This window comes from Rhodoferax sp. XS2R6 (assembly GCF_056521365.1).
Window position 1 is genome coordinate 202,265 of the sequence record NZ_JBWMAY010000005.1, and the last position, 17,274, is coordinate 219,538.

The window sequence follows — 17,274 nt, forward strand, 5'->3', positions numbered from 1 at the left end:
GAAGGGGCCGGTGATGCCGGGGTCAGGTGTTGCTGGCGCCTGGCTTCCAGGCGGTCAGGCGGCGCTCGGTCACTTGCAGCAGCGCGTTAAAGACCACGCCAATCAGCGTGATGGCGATGATTCCGAAGTACATGTCGGCAATCAAAAAGCTGTATTGCGCGTAAATGATGAGGTAGCCCAGGCCCGACTTGGCGCCCACCATCTCGGCCGCCACCAGCACCAAAATAGAGGTGGCGCTGGCCAGGCGGATACCCACAAAAATGGTCGGTACCGAGGCCGGCAAGATGACCTTGAGGAACAGTTGCCGCGCACTCGCCCCCATGGTGCGAGCCGACTTGATGAGCAGCGGGTCCACCTGTTTGACGGCGGCAATGGTGTTGAGCAACAGCGGCCAGGAGCAGGCGTAGACCACCATGGCCACCTTGGATACCTCGCCAATGCCCAGCAACAAAATGAAGACGGGCAGCAGGGCCAAGGCAGCCGTATTGCGCAACAGCTCGATGAGCGGATTCAGGAAATGGCCCAGGCTCCGGTACCAGCCAATCGCCAGGCCCAGTGGCACGGCGTACACCACGGCAATGGCAAAACCACCCGCAGCACGCCCCACGCTGGCCGAGGTGTGCTGCCAGAGCTGGCCATTCAAGGCCAAGGCCCAGCCTGCGGCCAGCACTTCGCTCAGCGGCGGAAAGAAGGCCGGGTCGGTCAGCTCCAGCCGCGGGGCCAACTCCCACCATGCAGCCAGCGCAATGATCAGCGCGGAACGCCAACCCAGGTTCAGCACCTGGCGCAGCAAGCGCAGCCATGGCGCGGGTGGGGCCAATACCAGCGGGGCATTGCCCGCGGTCAACGAAACATCAGACATGGAAACTCTCCTTGCGGGCGGGTAGGGTTGCGATACGGGCACGGCGCTGCTGGCGTGCGGCGGCCACCTCGTCGTGCAACAGGGACCAGATTTGGTGGCGCAGCTCGCCAAACAGGGGCAGTGAGCGCACGTCGGGTGTGTCGGCGCGCAGGGTGTCGGGGATGTCCACAATCTCTTTGATACGCCCGGGGCGCGAGGTCATCACCGCCACGCGCTGGCCCAGCACCACCGCCTCGTCAATGCCATGGGTGATGAACACAATGGTCTTGCCGGTGCGGTGCCAGATGTCCACCAACTCCTCTTGCAGGGTCTCGCGGGTTTGGGCATCCAGCGCGGCAAAAGGCTCGTCCATCAGCAGCACCTCCGGCTCGTAGGCCAGGCTGCGCGCAATGGCCACGCGTTGTTTCATACCACCCGACATTTCGTGTGGGTAGTGGCGGGCAAAGGCGCTCAGGCCCACCAGGTCCAGATAAGCCGCGGCCTTGGCACGGCGCTCGCTGCGGCCCAGGCCTGCAATCTCCAGGCCAAAGGCCACGTTGTCCAGGGCCGTGAGCCAAGGAAACAGCGCGTACTGCTGGAACACCACACCGCGGTCCCGGGCCGGGCCGGTGATGGGTTTGCCATCAATGAGCACACGGCCACTGGTGGGCAGGGTCAGCCCGGCCAACAGGTCCAACAGCGTGGACTTGCCGCAACCACTGGGGCCCACCAGCACCAAAAATTCGCCTGCACGCACATCGAGGCTGACGTTGTCCAGCGCTACAAACCGTTGGGCGGCCCCGCCCTCTTCGGCGCGCACCGTGAACTCCTTGTGCACCTGCTCAAAACGGATCTTGGCGGTACTCATTTGGCAGCCACCTTGGCGCCATTGGCGTAGGGGTTGAAGGCGTTGGTGTACAGGTCGGTCGGTTTGATCTGGCCGGCCTTCACGATCTGTTCCTTCACCAGCCAGTCGATCCAGACCTGCAGGTCTTTGTCCAGCACCAGGCCGCCCGTGGAGGGAACGCCCGTGCTCTTCCAGTACTGGATGGCATCGGCGCTTTCGGCACGGCCACGCGCCTTGATGATTCCTTCGAACGTGCTGCGCACTTGGGGCGCCGGTGTGACACGCGCCCACTCGATGGCACGGGCAATCGCACTCACCAGATGTTTGGACGCCTTGGGGTTTTGCTCAATGAACTTGGTACGCAGCACATAAGAGCCTGCGGTGAAGTTGCCAAACAGGTCGCGGTCGGTGAACAGCGGGCGGATGCCGCCACGCTCCAGTGCCTTGTCGCGCAAGATGCCGCCCAGCGTGGTCACCTCCACCTGGTTTTGGCGCAGGGCCTGTTCACCCGTCACCGGTGGGGTGATGACGAAGGTGACCTGTTTGGCCTCTTCGTCCGTCACCTTGTTGCGCTCCAGGTACTCGCGCACGATGAAGTCGTGGTGCGCGCCCAGGGTGTTCATGGCCACTTTTTTGCCCAGCAGGTCGCGGGCGGTTTTGATGGGGCTGTCGTTCTTGACGTAGTAACCGCTCCAGGTGTTGTCGTCCACGCCGTAGTAACCAATCACCGCTTTCACCGGCGCACGCTTGGCAATCAGCTTGACCAGCGCGCCGTTGAAGGCGCCACCAATGTCAATGTCGTTGGTCACCACCGCCTGCACGTCTTGCGGGCCACTGATGGTGTTGCCCACCCACTTGGGCTTGAGGGGGGCCAGGTAGCCCAGGTGGTCAGCCAGTTCGATCCACACCACGGTGCCCACGCTGCCCTGGTAACGGATCTCCGAGACCTCCAGAGCCTCTTGGGCCCACGCGGTGGCGCTAAAGCCGAGTGCCACGGCGGTGGCAGTTAAAAGTTTGAAAAGTGGTCGCATGCAAAGTCCTTATCGGTTGGTGATGGGAGTGCAGCGTAAAGACGGCACATGCCAACAACAACGAAGAAAAACACGCTTGCTTATGCGGGCTTGCGCAGCGCATATCGACATGCGAATTGCGCGCTTCGCAAGGGCGCATTGGCTTCCTACGATGGCAGCGCCTTCTCGCTTTTCTTGTCTTTCAACGCTGTCTCACCAAGGAGTTTTCATGTCTGCTGTCTTGCAACATCCCCACATCACCACCGCCGCTGCCATCGAGGTGCGTCCCCTGGCTGGTCGCATTGGCGCGGTCATCCACGGCGTGCGCCTCTCGGGCCAGTTGCCCCCCGCCACCTTTGCCGCCATCCACCAGGCGCTGCTCAAACACAAAGTCATCTTTTTCCACGGCCAGCAGCACCTGGACGATGCCGAGCAGCAGGCCTTTGCCAGCCTGTGGGGCGATGTGGTGGCCCACCCCACGGTGCCCTCGCGCAGCGGCACCCATATCCTGGAGCTGGACTCCAACCATGGTGGGCGCGCCAACTCCTGGCACACCGACGTGACCTTTGATGCGGACTACCCCAAGGTGTCGGTGCTGCGCGGGGTGACCATTCCCGAATCGGGTGGCGACACGGTGTGGGCCAACACTGCTACGGCCTACGACGAGCTGCCCGAAGAACTCAAGGCCCTAGCCGACAAGTTGTGGGCCGTGCACAGCAACGACTACGACTACGCCGCCACGCGTGTGGAACCCGATGACGCTGGCGCGCAGCACTACCGCGAGGTTTTCCGCGCCCGCCTGATCGAAGCCCAGCACCCGCTGGTGCGCGTGCACCCAGAGACTGGTGAACGCACATTGGTGGCGGGCCACTTCATCAAACGCCTGGTGGGCTACAACACGCACGACTCGGACCGCCTGTTCGAGGTCTTCCAGCACCACATCACGCGCCTGGAGAACACCGTGCGCTGGCAATGGACCACGGGTGATGTGGCGATCTGGGACAACCGCGCTACCCAACACTACGCCATCAACGACTACGGCCAGCAGCACCGCGTGGTGCGCCGCGTGACCGTGCGCGGCGAGGTGCCGGTGTCGGTGGATGGCCGACGCAGCTTTGCGGTAGGCAGCAGCACACAGCCTGCGCAGACCGCCTGATGAGCGGTTTTCTGGAGCGCAACGCCTTTCTGCTGCGCTTTGCGCTGCTGTCCCTGTTCATGGGCATCAGCGTGGGCCTGGCCAAGTTCACCACCACGCTGTATGCGCTGGAGCTGGGTGCCCAGGGCTGGCTGCTGGCCGCCATGGCCGGTGCCCAGTCGGTGGGCATTGTGTTCACCAGCCTGCCGGTGGGCTTCTGGGTGGAGCGTTTTGGCCCGGCGCGCCTGTTTGTGGCGGGCAGCTGGGCCATGGGCGTGTTGTATGTGCTGATACCGGCAGTGCCAGACGCCCTTTACCTGTTACTGCTCACGGCGCTCATCAGCTTCTTGATGCCACTGCGTTTTGTCTCGCTCAACACCGTGTTTATGGTGGCGCTGGAGCGCCTGGGCCAGGGACGTGCGGGCTGGCAGCGCGGGGCGCATATGTCGGGCATGTTTTTGCTGGGGCCGGTGCTGGCGGCGGCCGCCATTCCGGCGCTGGGGCACGCGGGTAGCTACTGGCTCATTGGCGCCATGTTTTTTGCCACCGCCTTGCTGGCGGCACCGGTGCTGAACCACCACCCACAAACCGCCACCGGCAACGCACCGCGTATGCCCATGTTGCAGTCGGTGCGCGCCCTGTGGCAGGTGTCCGAGGTGCGGGCACTGGCCGCGCAAGAGTGTGCGGTGCAGGCCGCGCATATGTACTACGCCTTCTACATCGTGGTGATTGCGGTGCAGCAGCTGGGGCTGCCGGCCCTGGGCGCGGGCAGCTTGGTGGCCGTGCAAGGCGCCAGCTTTATTGCTGCGCTGTTGCTGCTGGGCCCGGCGGTCAGCCGCTTGGGCCCGCGCGCCACGGTGCTGGGCGGGGGCGCACTGGCCGTGCTGGCCCTGCTGCTGTTGGCGCTGGCGCAGCACATGGCCTGGCTGTGGGTGGGCGGCGCGCTGTTGGGTGTGGGCCTGGGGCTGCTGCAAATCCACACCCTCACGCAATTTGCCCAGGTGGGCGCACGGCTGGGGCGCGGCCGGGTGTCGGGCCTGAGCGCGCTGGCCGGGCCCAGTGGCGGCCTGGTGGGTGGACTGCTGGGCGGCACGCTGGGGGCCGTGGTGGGGCTGCAGACTGTGTTCTTGCTGTTTGTGCCCGTGTTTGCGGGCGTGGCCTGGCTGGCCTACCGGCAGCCAGCACGGGCTCAGATGATTTCGGCGTAAGGAATCAATTTCTTGTTCTTTTGAGTTTTGAGGGACTCCCCGTAGAGTCAGAGCCTCACCGGCCATCTAACCCTCATTTACAAGCCAAATTGGCCTGTAGCCCCCGCAGAATATGCGCGAGCAGCTTCTGTTTTGATAGCAATCACATGAACTTTCAGCAACTCCGATCCGTCCGCGAAGCCGTGCGCTGCGGCTACAACCTGACCGAGGTGGCCAGCATGCTGCACACCTCGCAGCCCGGCGTGAGCCGGCAGATCCGCGAACTGGAGGAAGAGCTGGGGGTGGAGATTTTTGGCCGTGCTGGCAAGCGGCTCACGGGGCTCACACCGCCGGGCAAAGACCTGCTGCCCATCGTCGAACGCTTGCTGCTGGACGCGGACAACCTCAAGCGCGCCGGGCAAGACTACAGCGCCCAACTGGAAGGCCAGCTGTCAGTGGCCGCCACGCACTCGCAAGCGCGCTACGCGCTGCCGCATGTGGTGAAGGATTTTCGCGACCAGTTTCCCAAGGTCACGCTGCACCTGCACCAGGGTTCGCCCAAGCAGGTGGCGGCCATGCTGCTCTCGGGCGAGGCCGACATTGGTGTGGCCACCGAGGCGCTGGCCGATTACCCGCAACTCGTCACCCTGCCTTGCTACCGCTGGACGCACAGCATCGTGGTGCCCCCCGGCCACCCCCTGCTGGCGCAAGACGGGCCGGTGACGCTGGAACAACTGGCGCGTTATCCCATCATCACCTACGAGCTGGGCTACACCGGCCGCGCACACATCGACAACGCCTTTGCCACCGCCGGCCTACGGCCCGAGGTGGTGCTGACCGCGATGGACGCCGACGTGATCAAGACCTATGTGGAGCTGGGCATGGGCGTAGGCATCGTCGCATCGGTGGCAGTGGACGAGGAACGCGATGCACACCTGCGCATCCTCGACGCGGGCCACCTGTTCCAGGTGAACGTGACGCGGCTGGGTCTGCGCCGAGGGGCTTGGCTGCGGGGGTATGCCTATCGCTTTATTGAGACGTTTGTGCCTACGCTTAGCAAGGATGTGGTGGCGAAGGCGTTGGTAAACGAGGCGCCGCTGGAAGTGTGAGTTAGCGCCAGTGCCGTAAGCACGGCGCTGGGTTTAAAGCGGGGAGCGGGCCAGATAGTGAGACTTTCGCTGATCGGGATTGATCCGCTTTGCTGCACTCTGGGCGGTCATGTGCGCAGCATCTGTCCACGTTTCCTGGGGCGCGACCTACGCCGGACCGGAGCTCTCGGGCTATCGCCGACCGGCATGCGTTTGTCCAAATCCAGCGTCATCTCCCGCGCTTGCGGCATATTGAACTCCAGCATGCGCTCAAATAGCATCGACCCAGCAGCTCGCTCCCTCGCTCCCATATCTTGAAGCTGCAAGGCGATATCTAGCAGCCACTCAGTACTCAAATACCACGACGTGGCGATGTTGCCCATCTGGTCGCCTGCGGTGTCAAGCAGTACATGGGCCACCCGACACACCCGCTCAGGCTCTGCGGCTACCAACTTGACTAACAATTCAGGGAGGCGCTCCGCGCGGCCGTTTTTCAGCACGTTGGGGTAAGCCGCAAACGCGTCTAGCAACTCTCGGGTTTCTGTGTCAGCGACAAAGCCATCGTTTAAAAAGACTGCCGACAAAGCATTTAGAACGGGTTCGTCGCTAGTGCAAAGCAGTTGCAACAGGAGAGGATGAACAACAGGCCTAGTAACTGGCGCATGCCAAAGATGGGCCACGCTATGTGCCAGGCCAATTGTGGTCAAAGGCGAACCGCCGGCTACAAGTGAGTAAGCAAGCTCACGCGGCCAGCTCTCCGCGGGGAATTGTGCGTGTCGCAAGCCGACCAATTCACCTGCACCTTGGCTGTTCTTTGCGTCACCCAAATTACGCATGACCCACCGCTGTACTGATGCAGCGGAAGCCCAACGGTAGGCATGAGCAACGAAGTGAACCCAGGCAGGCCCGCTCACTACGGCAGGTACTCCATCAACTAGCTTGTCGACCAGCAATTCAGCTCGCAAGCGTTCCGCCATCCCCAGACTTAATAATTCTCGTGGGAGTAGCGCCTCCCACACTTTTGGGGATTCAGTTCGTGTCGTATGTCGTTCGAGAATTTCGAGCCAGCGCTCAATGCGTGGTGGCTCTGAAGATAGGCATGATGCCGTAAGAGCACTAAGCACCGGATAGTTCCCACTCGGGAGTGCAGCTATCGATCCATGACCCCACAGTACCGAAGACTGGTTGTCCTCGGAGTCACTTCTACCATCTTGGTCAGATTCGGGCGTGATCGGATTCAGCCAGCGCTCCAAGCGATCAATCAAGGCGTCTGAAACTGGGGTTTCTTTGCTAGCGACGCTCGCCAATGCGTACGCGGCATCATGTCGAAAATCTGCACCAGTAAACCCTTTGTCTTCGAGCTCGGCCACTAAGGAATAAAACGCGGAGGCCGTCAGGCCGGCCGGCACCAGTTCGCGCAATACAGCAGCAACCGGAATCTCGTTGCGTCCCGGAGCGAGAGCCTGCACGATTCGAAGTGCCTTAGCTGGGTCCTTCTTTGCGAGGTTGGCCAGTTCGCGCGCCGCCTGGATCGCCCCCCCTTTCATGATGAACCGTGGATGGTCCCATGCAGACTCATCCGTCAATTCATTAAATAGGTTTAGGACATCGGCATCTGTAGCCTTCTCCATCTGTTCTGCGCTTACGGGGCTTCCAATCCACTGCATCCCCGTGTACTGGATGTCATGGTTCTTCAAGCTAGGGAATGCACGCTCCTCTTCGTCTACTAGCCGTTTCAGGTCGGAGCTGCGCTGGGCAACTGGCACTGCGCGCAATAGCTGCAAGCGATGCTGTCGTGCTGATTGGAGTCTTCGGTGTCGAACGCTGGCGTCAGCATCTGCTCGCGCCGAGTCTGTGTAATATTGCCAATCGATAAGCATCGCTTCAAGACATGCAAGGCAGGCATTGTCGAGAAAGGGGCTTATGCCTGCGATCAGAGCAATACTTTCCTTATGAACATCGGTGTAAGGGCCGAGTACCAGTCGCCTAGAGTCAGCGATCAAATACTCAAATACTCGTAACGCAAAGAGACTGCAAAGTCGGACTCGGCCGATGGACAACAGTCGATGTATGACTAATAGCTCTGAGTCTGCATGCAAATCGGCAAAGTCAAGATAGCCTGCAGGATCAGTCTCCGCCCATGCTTGCAAGGCCAATTGGACCGCACGCAATAGCGGACGCTCCTGGCGTGACTCTTCGTCGTCCAGTTCTTGAAAGGCCAATCCGCGACTTTGCCGATACCCAACCACAACACCCGGCGCATCGGATGTGCAGAGGCACAAGCCTTCGATTAGCAGTGGCCATATAGATAAAACGAAAGGCTTTGGGGAAGCCTCAGCGATTGCTTCCAGATCGTGGAACTGACGCGCCTCAAGAATTGCCTGAACACCCTGGGATACATCCGCGGCAATGGCCTCGTCGCTGGGGCCCCCATGTAATTGCGCCTTGGCGGAGTCAATTTGACGCTTGAACCATGCCTCCACGAGTCTTGGTGCTTCTTCTGGTACGGCCGCACTCACCACGCCTGCTAGGTGTCTTATGGCCCATTCGGAAATTGGCGTTCGTCCAGTAATCATGACGAGGCTGTCTAGCCATAGACCTATTCGCGGCACCACGTCTCCGACGCCCAGCACCTGCCAGCTCAACACGTCTCGGGTTTGGCTAGATAGCCAGTACCGGCATACTAGGTCAACGACGGCGTCTGCGTCAAAGTGCAAGGCCTGCCGAAGCAACGGCAACAACACCTGGGCTTGGTCGTCTGCCAGAGACATCAAAGCGGGGAGGTGTATTGGCGCTAGAACTGAAAACCATCCCGGGCTTCCGACTGCGGCCCCAATAAATCTAGGCAGAAACCACTTGTCCGCCATCGCTTGCTCTACCAGACGCTTCTCAGCGGGCAGCGGTGCCGTCTGTCGCCCCAAAAATTCGATCAGAAGCATCTTTAGATGCGGTCGCAGGTCAGCTGCCCACAGTCTGCCGATCTCTACCCCGTAGTCCTCAGGACTTGCAATGCGGAAGTATCCGAGGGCATGCCACAACTGCGGGCGGATGCGCAGGCTGCTTTGCTGGGTTCGCACGGTTTCGGTAAGGCTACCACTCTCCTCAAGAAAGCTGCGTGCTCGGACAAATTCGTACAGCGTTTGGTGCCGAAACTCCACCCGCCCAGGGCCATGATCCAGGCGCAGCAGTCCAATCGCCGCTAGCGCCTGAATCTCCGCGAAATAGTCCTCTACTACTGCCAATGGCAGCCCAAGCACCTCGCGGTCTGCCATCAGTTTCGCCAAATGCCGTAGCGTGGCCCTGCGCTTCCCAGTGGCATCGCTGAGCACCAGCGTCTCCCATTGCTTTTCCAGTAGTCCCTGGAAACTCTTCAGAGCCGCCGGCTCAGTTGCTCCTTCAAGCAACGATAGAAATATGTCCAAAGCGTGAGGAGAACGTAAGACCTGCTGAAGGTCTTGGTTCCACGCGTCCGCTTGGAGTCCTCGGGCAGACAAGACCGGCAATACGTCTGACCAGTCGGGCAACTCCAGCGTCAAAACCGTGGCATCCAGATTTCGAAGGGCTGGGTCGTGCTTTTGCTCAAAGCTACGACAAGAGATGACAGTATGCATGCCGGGTACCTCAGAGAGGTCCTGTACAAGATCAAGCAAAACACGCAACCGGGCGGACTGTTGCACGACTAAGTCAGCTAATGCATCAACTTGATCAATGACCAAAAGCACGGGGCCGCACTTTGCAACCCGTTGCAAGACCATCGCCGTATCTGCGTTGAGGTCTAAATGCCGTGCGAGTGCTTCTCGATCCAGTAGATCAGGAGGGAGACGGTCGGCTTTGATGGCCAAGACCATCCACCCAATGGCTTGCTTCTCCTGCGCCAACCGAACCAACAGCGACGACTTTCCGCATCCTGGATCGCCTAGCAAAAAGTGCGTGCTAGTTGCCTCAGTATCAATATTGGCAATTAACGCGTCTAGTTCTGGGCGTGGGAGCCATGTGCCGTCGGGTAACGTGCTTGGCCATCTCAGCAATGGTGATGATGCATTGCGCAAGCGTGCTGATAGTTCGTTGATCTCAGGCAAATTAGTGCCAGCAGACTCCACCACCATGAGGGCTGCGGAAGGGATGTCGGACACCTCAGTCAAAAATTCAACTAAGGCTTTGTGCGCGAGTTCTTGGCGTGACTTCGGCTTGGCGATCTCAATGTGATCACCTTCAATTCCAGTAGGTATGACACCGGCGATGCCCGGGTCGCTACTGTTGCGATCAACAATCAACTGTCGCCGGCCAAATGAGAAGCCAAAGATTTTTCGACCGAGAAATAGGCCTTTGGTCTCGAAGAACACACGAACATCAAAGCGGCGCTGATCTTGCAGGTTGCGAAACTGCCCATTCAGCAACTTAAGCCAAGCATCATCGCTCACCATATTGGTGACTTGAGGGTTTGTTCTAAGAAATAGGCGCAGCTGGTCTGCCACCGTGGCCAGACTTGAACCCTGGTGAGGAGTTCCGACGAAAACGACCCCAGTAATCGTGTCGAGTAATGCAATCCTCCGAGGATCGCCGAGTGACGCGGCTTGAGTCATTCCTGACTTGATAACCAATCCACCAAGACTGTGACCTATCAACACCAATCTGCTGCCCCGCAGTGTCGGTTCCGCTTGGAGGGCAGCGAACAAGGCCTCGCCAAGATCGGTCAAATGCATGGCCGCGTCAGTCCAGCCTGAAAGAGAAGCACCATACCCTGCGACCCAAACATTGCATCCGACGTCTTCACCTATCCAGCTGGGCCAAAGCGTCTGATGGTCCGTCGGGGTGCGCATCCAGGTAGATCGCGCTTCGCCACCAAGGCCGTGAATGAAGATGACGTGTAACGCCGTTGGTTCTTGAGCTGTATGTACTTGCGTCAGCGTTGCCATACGCTGCCCTCCATTGTTGTTCTACGGGTCATTCTGACAGGAGCAGCGCGCGCCATCCCAATGACATTGGAAATGTGTCAACACTGGAGCGATTAGTGTCAGGCTTCGATCATTCGGCAAGGCAGCTCAAGCGGAAGCAATGGGTCAGCTGCAACGACTCCCCTGATCGCCCAAACCATATATGTTTTCCGCATTTAGACGCTCCGTTTTATTCCTTCTCCTGGTAACCCCTGCTTCGCACAATGAAGCCATCTAAAACAACGATGCAAAGGAGGTGCTGCATGCAAGACTACGATATTGCCGATCTAAACCAGGAAGGCCCATTCAGCACGCGCGAGTTGCTGGTGTCGCTGGGTGCGGCGCTGCTGTGGGTGGCCGTGTCCATGGTCGCCATTCAGCTGTTGCTCTTGCCCGTGCAAAGGGTGTGAGGTGGCTGCGTTCACGCCGCAACAGCAGTGGCTGCGCATTCGCGAGGTGAGCTGGCGCCAGTGGAACGCAGACCAGTCCCCGCCCGCGCAGGTTCGCGTGCCGCGCCTGACGCTGGTGCCTAGGGGTGCTCTGCCGTGGCGTGCACCTGCTCGTGCCGCAGCACATACAAGCCACTGCCCACAATGATGGCGCCGCCCAGCAGGGTGAAGGCGTCGGGCAGCTGCTGCCACACCAGCCAGTCGATGCCCAAGCTCCACGCCAGGGCGGTGTATTCAAACGGGGCCACGGCACTGGCCTGGCCGTGGCGAAAGGCCTCGGTAATGGCCAGCTGCGCCAGAAAGCCCGACGCCGCCAGCCCCGACCACAGCGCCAGGTGATGCGACTGCAGCGGCAGCCACAGCGGTGCGGCCAGCGCACCGGCCACCACCGTCAAGATCACCATGACCCATAGCACCAGGCTGTCTTTGGAATCAGTGCGGCTGCATAGTCGCGTGACCACAGCCGACACCGCATAACAAACCGCCGCGCCCAGCACCGCCAGGCCCGCCCAGCTGGCAAAACCTTCGGCACTGGGGCGCAGCGCCACCAGCACACCCAGCAAGCCGCCGCCCACGGCCCACCAGTGCGCGCGCGGCACGCGCTCGCCCAACACAGGCCAGGCCAGCACCGTGATCAACAGCGGGGCAAAAAACATGAGGGTGTAGGCATTGGTGAGCGGCAGACCGCGCACGCCATAGGTGAACAGCACCAACATGGCAATGACCAAGCCGCCGCGCAGCAGGTGCAGCGGCCAGCGTGCCTGCCAGACGGCGGCCCAAGAACCGCGCCACTGGATCCACAGCGCAATCAGCGGCAGCGTGAGTGCGCCGCGCATGGCGGCAATCTGCAACGGCGGGTAGTGGGCGGACAGGGCCTTGATGATGGTGTCCATGGCTGAGAACAGCATCACGGCCAGCAGCATGGCGGTGATGCTGCGCGGGTTGCCCTCTTGCAGGCGGGAGAAGAAATGCGGCATGCGCCTGATGGTAGCGGTGCCACACGACACCACTATGGCGATGCTCGCCACATTTACTGCTTGCCCTTCCAGGGCACCAGCCAGCCCTCCAGCAGGCGCATGCTGAACGAGAACGCGAAGGCACACAGCGCAATGACGGCGATGCCGACAAACACCGCGTCGGTAGCCAGAAAGTGCGAAGCCGACATGATCATGTAGCCAATGCCACGCGTGGCCGCAATCAGTTCGGCCGCCACCAGCGTGCTCCAACCCACGCCCAACGCAATGCGGATGCCGGTGAGAATTTCAGGCAGTGCCGAGGGCAGCACGATGTCCTTGAACAATTGCCAGCGCGTGGCGCCCAGCGACAGGGCCGCGTTGACACGCTCTTGCGGCAGCGAGCGCACGCCAGCCTGGGCTGACAGCACCACGGGCGCAAACATGGCCAAGGCCAGCAGCACGATCTTGGAGGTCTCGCCAATGCCCAGCCAGATGATCATGAGCGGCAGGTAGGCCAGGGGCGGCAGCGGCCAGTAAAACTCGATGGGCGTGGAGAACACGCCCTTGGCCCAACGGCTCAGCCCCATGAGCAGGCCCACGGGAATGCCCAAGGACACCGCAATCACCGCGGCCGACAGAATGCGGCCCAGGCTGGCGGACACGTGTTCCCACAGTGTGGCGTTGGCATAACCTTCACGGAAAATTTCGACGCCCAGCGACAGCACTTCGGCCGGCGTTGGCAAAAACAGCTTGGGCACCAGCCCTGCCTGGGTGATGGCCCACCACAGCAGCAACAGGGCGGCACCGGTGGCCACGCTGATGGTGACCGTGGACTTTTCACCAATGCCGAAGTTGCGCATCTTCACCAGGCGTGGCCCGGCTTGCGGGGTGGGGGACTCGGCAGAGTGATGGAGAACGGTGGCGGTGACAGCGAGCTCGCTCATGCGGTGGCCTCTTGGTGTTCGTTCTGGTGGACGATGGCGCGAATCTCTTCGCGCAGGTGCGCAAACTTCGGCGCGGTCTTGATGGCGCGTGCATCGCCGTCACGGGCAAAGGTGTTGACAAAGTCCAGGTCAAAGCGCGACACGATGCGGCCGGGCCGCGGCGACATGACGATGAGCTGGGTGCCGAGGAACAACGCCTCTTCGATGGAATGGGTGATGAAGAACACCTGCTTGCCGGTGCGGTGCCAGACCGACACCAGCAGCTCCTGCATCTGCTCGCGCGTCATGCTGTCCAGCGCGCCAAAGGGTTCGTCCATGAGCAGGATGTCGGGGTTGGGTGCGAGCGCACGGGCCAGGCCCACACGCTGGCGCATGCCGCCCGACAGCTCATACGGCGCGGCGTTGGCAAAGTCTTGCAGCCCCACCAGCTGCAGCAGCTCCAACGCACGATCACGCTGTTCGGCGCGGCTGGCGCCGGCAAACTTCAGGCCCAGCGCCACGTTCTCGGCCACGGTCTTCCAGGGCAGCAGGCTGTCTTTCTGGAACACCACGCCACGGTCAGCACCGGGCTTCTCGATCGGACGGCCATTCAGCGTGATGCTGCCCTCGGACAGTGGCAAGAAGCCCGCCATGGCATTGAGCAAGGTGGACTTGCCGCAGCCCGAGGTGCCCAGTGCCACGACGAAGCCGCGGTCCGGAATATCGAGCGAGACCCGGTCCAGCGCCTGCACCGGGTGGCCGTTGCGCCCGGCAAAGTAGACGCTGGCGTTTTTGACACTGAGCATGGGCTTACTTGCTTGTCTTACTTTTGTGCGACCACAGGGCCGGTGATGGCCGAGGTGGTCACAAACGCGGCGTAACTGGGCAACACGTCAGAGATCTTCTTTTGCTCCTTCAGGAAGCTGGCGGTTTCTTTCAGGATGCGGGCCACGCCCGATTTCTCGCCACCACCCAGCCAGGCCTCAGACGCTTGCACGTGCAGCGGCACCAGGTTCAGGTTTTTCAGTGCGGCGGAGAAGTCGGCCGGTGTGCCACCCAGCAGCTTGGCCAGGGTCTTGGCGTTGTCGCTTTCAGGTCCCCAGGCGGCCTTGTCTTTGATAAAGGAGTTGGAGTACTTCTCGATCACACCCGCGTAGGCCTTCAGGAACGCTGGGTTCTCCTTGGCAAAGGCGCCGGTGGCGACCCAGGCGCTGAAGGTTGGCGCACCTTTTTCAGCCACTTCCTTGGAGGTGATCAGCACCTTGCCGGTTTTCTTCAGCTCGGTCAGCGCGGGGTCCCAGACAAAGCCACCGTCCAGGTCGCCACGGTTGTAGGCGGCCACGATCTCGGGCTGGGGAATGGCAAACACCTGCACGTCTTTTTCGGTCAGGCCTTGGCTCTTCAGCAGCGCCAGCAGTTGGTAGTGGTCGGTAGACACGGGCGCGGCGGCCAGCTTCTTGCCCTTGAGGTCCTTGAGCGAGTTGATACCGGAGCCGTTGCGCACCACCAGGGCTTCGTCGGTACCAGAGATGGAGGCCAGGTAGAAGGCTTTCACATCCAGACCGCGGGACGTGGCCGCGGCATAGGGGCTAGAGCCCACATAACCAATTTGCACATCACCCGAGGCAATGGCAGCAAACACATCAGCGCCGGAATTGAACTTGCGGAAGTCGATCTGGTAACCGGTGGCCTTGGCAAAGTCGCCGTTGGCAATGGCAACCGACGAGGGCAGCGCATCGGTCTGGTAGCCGATGACGACCTTTTTGTCGGCCGCAAAGCCCAGGTTGGCGCCAGCCAGCAGGGTGGTGGCTATGACGGCGGTGAAGAGTCTTTTGGTGAATTGCATGGTTCGATTCCTTGGTGACGTGTGACAAAAAGAGCACCCGGTTTGTGGGGCTTGGAATCGAGCTTAGGGATATGCGCCATGCGTGTCGTCGAATGAATTTGACATAGCTAATGCGAATAACGCGCAAGCGAAATGTGCAGCGCGCACTAGGCTTGCCCGCATCTATAGCTCCCGCATCACTGCTTCTTATGACACTCGACATTCGCCCTCTGGGCCCCGCCATTGGCGCCCTGGTCAGCAACATCGACCTGACCGAACCCCTGCGCACCCAAGACCGCAACGCGCTGCACAGTGCCCTGCTGCAACACCATGTGCTGTTCTTTGAAAACCAGCCGGTCACCCCCGTGCAGCAGCGCGACCTGGCGCGTGCCTTTGGCGAACTGCACATCCACCCGGTCTACCCCCAGCACCCCGAGGCGGCCGAGATCATCGTGCTGGACACGCACAACGACAACCCGCCCGACAACGACAACTGGCACACCGATGTGACCTTCATCACCACGCCGCCGCTGGGTGCCATCCTCTCGGCGCGCGTGCTGCCACCGCACGGGGGCGACACGCTGTGGGCCAGCGGCATTGCGGCGTACGAGGCGCTGTCCGAACCACTGCGCAGCTTTCTGGACCCGCTGCATGCCGAACATAGCTTTGTGCAGTCCTTCCCGGCCTGGCGCTATGCGCGCACGCCGGAAGAACGCAAGGTGTGGGAGGCGGCGGTGGCCAAGTCGCCCGAGGTGGTGCACCCCGTGGTGCGCACCCACCCGGTCAGTGGCAAGCGTGGTCTGTTCGTCAACGAAGGCTTTACCAGCCGCATCGTGGAGCTGACCAAGGCCGAGAGCGACGCGGTGCTGGCGTTTTTGCGCGCCCACTTGGCCAAGCCCGAATTCACCGTACGCTGGCGCTGGAAGCAGCACGACCTGGCCTTCTGGGACAACCGCCTGACCCAGCACTACGCCACGGCCGACTACCTGCCGCACCGCCGCGTGATGCACCGCGCGACCATCCTGGGCGATGCCCCTTACTGAGGCAATCAGCTATAGATATAGGAGCTACTTGCGCAATATCTACGGGCGCTAGGCATCAATTTCTTATAAAGCGTTGACCGGCACCTTGAGGTAAACCCGCCCGTCCGACTCGGCCGGTGGCATGGCGCCTGCGCGGATGTTGACCTGAACCGAGGGCAAGATCAAGGTGGGCATGGCCAGGCCGGCGTCGCGCTGGCTGCGCATGGCCACAAAGGCGTCTTCGCGCACGCCGTCGTGCACATGGATGTTGCTGGTGCGCTGCTGCGCCACGGTGCTGACCCATGCGGCGTCACGCCCCTCGGGCGGGTAGTCGTGGCACATATAGAGGCGCGTGTCGCCCGGCAGGGCCAGCAGCTTGCGGACGCTGGCATAGAGCTGGTGGGCGTTGCCACCGGGGAAGTCGCAGCGCGCGGTGCCTACGTCGGGCATGAACAGGGTGTCGCCCACAAACACCGCGCTGGGCCCCACCTCAGCCTCCACCTGGTAGGCCATGCAGGCGGGGGTGTGGCCGGGCACGGACAGCGCCTGGGCGCGCAGGTCGCCAATGGCAAACACCTCGTCGGGCTGAAACAGGTGGTCGAACTGGCGGCCGTCGGGGTGGAACTCGGGCTCCAGGTGAAACACGCCCTTGAACACGTTTTGCACGTCGGTAATGGCGGCACCAATGGCGATCTGGCCACCCAGCTGCTTGCGCAGGTAGTGGGCGGCAGACAGGTGGTCGGCATGGGCGTGGGTTTCCAGAATCCACTGCACGGTCAGCGCCTGTTCTTTCACAAACGCCACCAGCGCGTCGGCCGACCGGGTGCTGGTGCGGCCGGACTTGGCGTCGTAGTCCAGCACCGAATCGACCAGGGCGCAGTGGCCACCCGCGTGGTCGAACACCACGTAGCTCACGGTCCAGGTGGCGGGGTCAAAAAAGGCCTGCACCTGCGGTGCGGGGGTAGCGGCGACGGTGGGGGAGGCAGTGGCTGTCATGGAAAACTCCTTGTAAAGGTCGTTGTTTCAATTTCGATGAAGATAGTTTATTGACTTATAG

At 61.5% G+C, this 17,274-nt stretch carries 14 protein-coding genes; 5 read left to right on the plus strand and 9 right to left on the minus strand.

What is annotated here, in order from left to right:
- Window positions 1-22: 22 nt before the first annotated feature.
- Genes AC097A_RS16970 through AC097A_RS16980 form a run of 3 tightly spaced genes read right to left on the minus strand, consistent with a single transcriptional unit; the run spans window position 23 to window position 2,719 of the window.
- Window positions 23-862 (minus strand): ABC transporter permease, encoded by an 840-nt coding sequence (locus AC097A_RS16970; RefSeq protein ID WP_479621739.1) that lies wholly within the window; start codon window positions 860-862, stop codon window positions 23-25.
- On the minus strand, window positions 855-1,709 hold the full coding sequence (locus tag AC097A_RS16975; protein WP_105261877.1) for an ABC transporter ATP-binding protein: 855 nt from the start codon (window positions 1,707-1,709) through the stop codon (window positions 855-857). Before AC097A_RS16975 ends, AC097A_RS16970 begins: the two co-directional genes overlap by 8 nt.
- Window positions 1,706-2,719, minus strand: a complete 1,014-nt coding sequence (locus tag AC097A_RS16980; RefSeq protein ID WP_479621740.1) for an ABC transporter substrate-binding protein — start codon at window positions 2,717-2,719, stop codon at window positions 1,706-1,708. The genes AC097A_RS16975 and AC097A_RS16980 overlap by 4 nt, the downstream gene beginning before the upstream one ends.
- Window positions 2,720-2,927: 208 nt before the next feature.
- On the opposite strand from AC097A_RS16980, the gene AC097A_RS16985 reads away from it, so the two are divergent.
- The 3 genes from AC097A_RS16985 (at window position 2,928) to AC097A_RS16995 (ending at window position 6,129) form a co-directional block, all read left to right on the plus strand.
- Window positions 2,928-3,854, plus strand: coding sequence for a TauD/TfdA dioxygenase family protein (locus AC097A_RS16985; RefSeq protein ID WP_479621741.1), 927 nt, complete (start codon window positions 2,928-2,930; stop codon window positions 3,852-3,854).
- A complete protein-coding gene (locus AC097A_RS16990; RefSeq protein ID WP_479621742.1) occupies window positions 3,854-5,041 on the plus strand; it encodes an MFS transporter in 1,188 nt (395 codons plus the stop codon). The genes AC097A_RS16985 and AC097A_RS16990 overlap by 1 nt, the downstream gene beginning before the upstream one ends.
- A 146-nt stretch (window positions 5,042-5,187) precedes the next feature.
- Window positions 5,188-6,129 carry a CysB family HTH-type transcriptional regulator gene (locus AC097A_RS16995; protein WP_479621743.1) on the plus strand — a complete coding sequence of 314 codons (942 nt, stop codon included), beginning with the start codon at window positions 5,188-5,190 and terminating at the stop codon, window positions 6,127-6,129.
- Between the two features lie 107 nt (window positions 6,130-6,236).
- Here the strand turns inward: AC097A_RS16995 and AC097A_RS17000 are convergent, their stop codons facing one another.
- The gene (locus tag AC097A_RS17000) at window positions 6,237-11,024 is read right to left on the minus strand and encodes a hypothetical protein (RefSeq protein ID WP_479621744.1); all 4,788 of its coding nucleotides are present in this window, start codon (window positions 11,022-11,024) and stop codon (window positions 6,237-6,239) included.
- Window positions 11,025-11,305: 281 nt separating this feature from the next.
- Between AC097A_RS17000 and AC097A_RS17005 the strand changes: the two genes are divergently transcribed.
- A complete protein-coding gene (locus tag AC097A_RS17005) occupies window positions 11,306-11,452 on the plus strand; it encodes a hypothetical protein (protein ID WP_479621745.1) in 147 nt (48 codons plus the stop codon).
- Window positions 11,453-11,571: 119 nt separating this feature from the next.
- Here AC097A_RS17005 and AC097A_RS17010 read toward each other — a convergent pair whose 3' ends face one another.
- The 4 genes from AC097A_RS17010 to tauA all read right to left on the minus strand — a co-directional run bounded on the left by AC097A_RS17010 (window position 11,572) and on the right by tauA (window position 15,216).
- Window positions 11,572-12,468, minus strand: coding sequence for a DMT family transporter (locus AC097A_RS17010; protein WP_479621746.1), 897 nt, complete (start codon window positions 12,466-12,468; stop codon window positions 11,572-11,574).
- A gap of 53 nt (window positions 12,469-12,521) precedes the next feature.
- Window positions 12,522-13,307, minus strand: coding sequence for an ABC transporter permease subunit (locus AC097A_RS17015; protein ID WP_479621779.1), 786 nt, complete (start codon window positions 13,305-13,307; stop codon window positions 12,522-12,524).
- Window positions 13,308-13,387: 80 nt separating this feature from the next.
- Window positions 13,388-14,176: a taurine ABC transporter ATP-binding protein gene (locus tag AC097A_RS17020; protein ID WP_479621747.1), complete on the minus strand. Its 789-nt coding sequence runs from the start codon at window positions 14,174-14,176 to the stop codon at window positions 13,388-13,390.
- 17 nt (window positions 14,177-14,193) lie between these two features.
- Window positions 14,194-15,216 (minus strand): taurine ABC transporter substrate-binding protein, encoded by a 1,023-nt coding sequence (gene tauA, locus AC097A_RS17025; RefSeq protein WP_479621748.1) that lies wholly within the window; start codon window positions 15,214-15,216, stop codon window positions 14,194-14,196.
- A gap of 188 nt (window positions 15,217-15,404) precedes the next feature.
- Between tauA and tauD the strand changes: the two genes are divergently transcribed.
- Window positions 15,405-16,238, plus strand: coding sequence for a taurine dioxygenase (gene tauD / locus AC097A_RS17030; RefSeq protein ID WP_479621749.1), 834 nt, complete (start codon window positions 15,405-15,407; stop codon window positions 16,236-16,238).
- 63 nt (window positions 16,239-16,301) lie between these two features.
- On the opposite strand, the gene AC097A_RS17035 is transcribed toward tauD, so the two are convergent.
- Complete coding sequence (locus AC097A_RS17035; RefSeq protein ID WP_479621750.1) at window positions 16,302-17,213, minus strand: MBL fold metallo-hydrolase; 912 nt, start codon at window positions 17,211-17,213, stop codon at window positions 16,302-16,304.
- Between the last annotated feature and the right edge of the window lie 61 nt (window positions 17,214-17,274).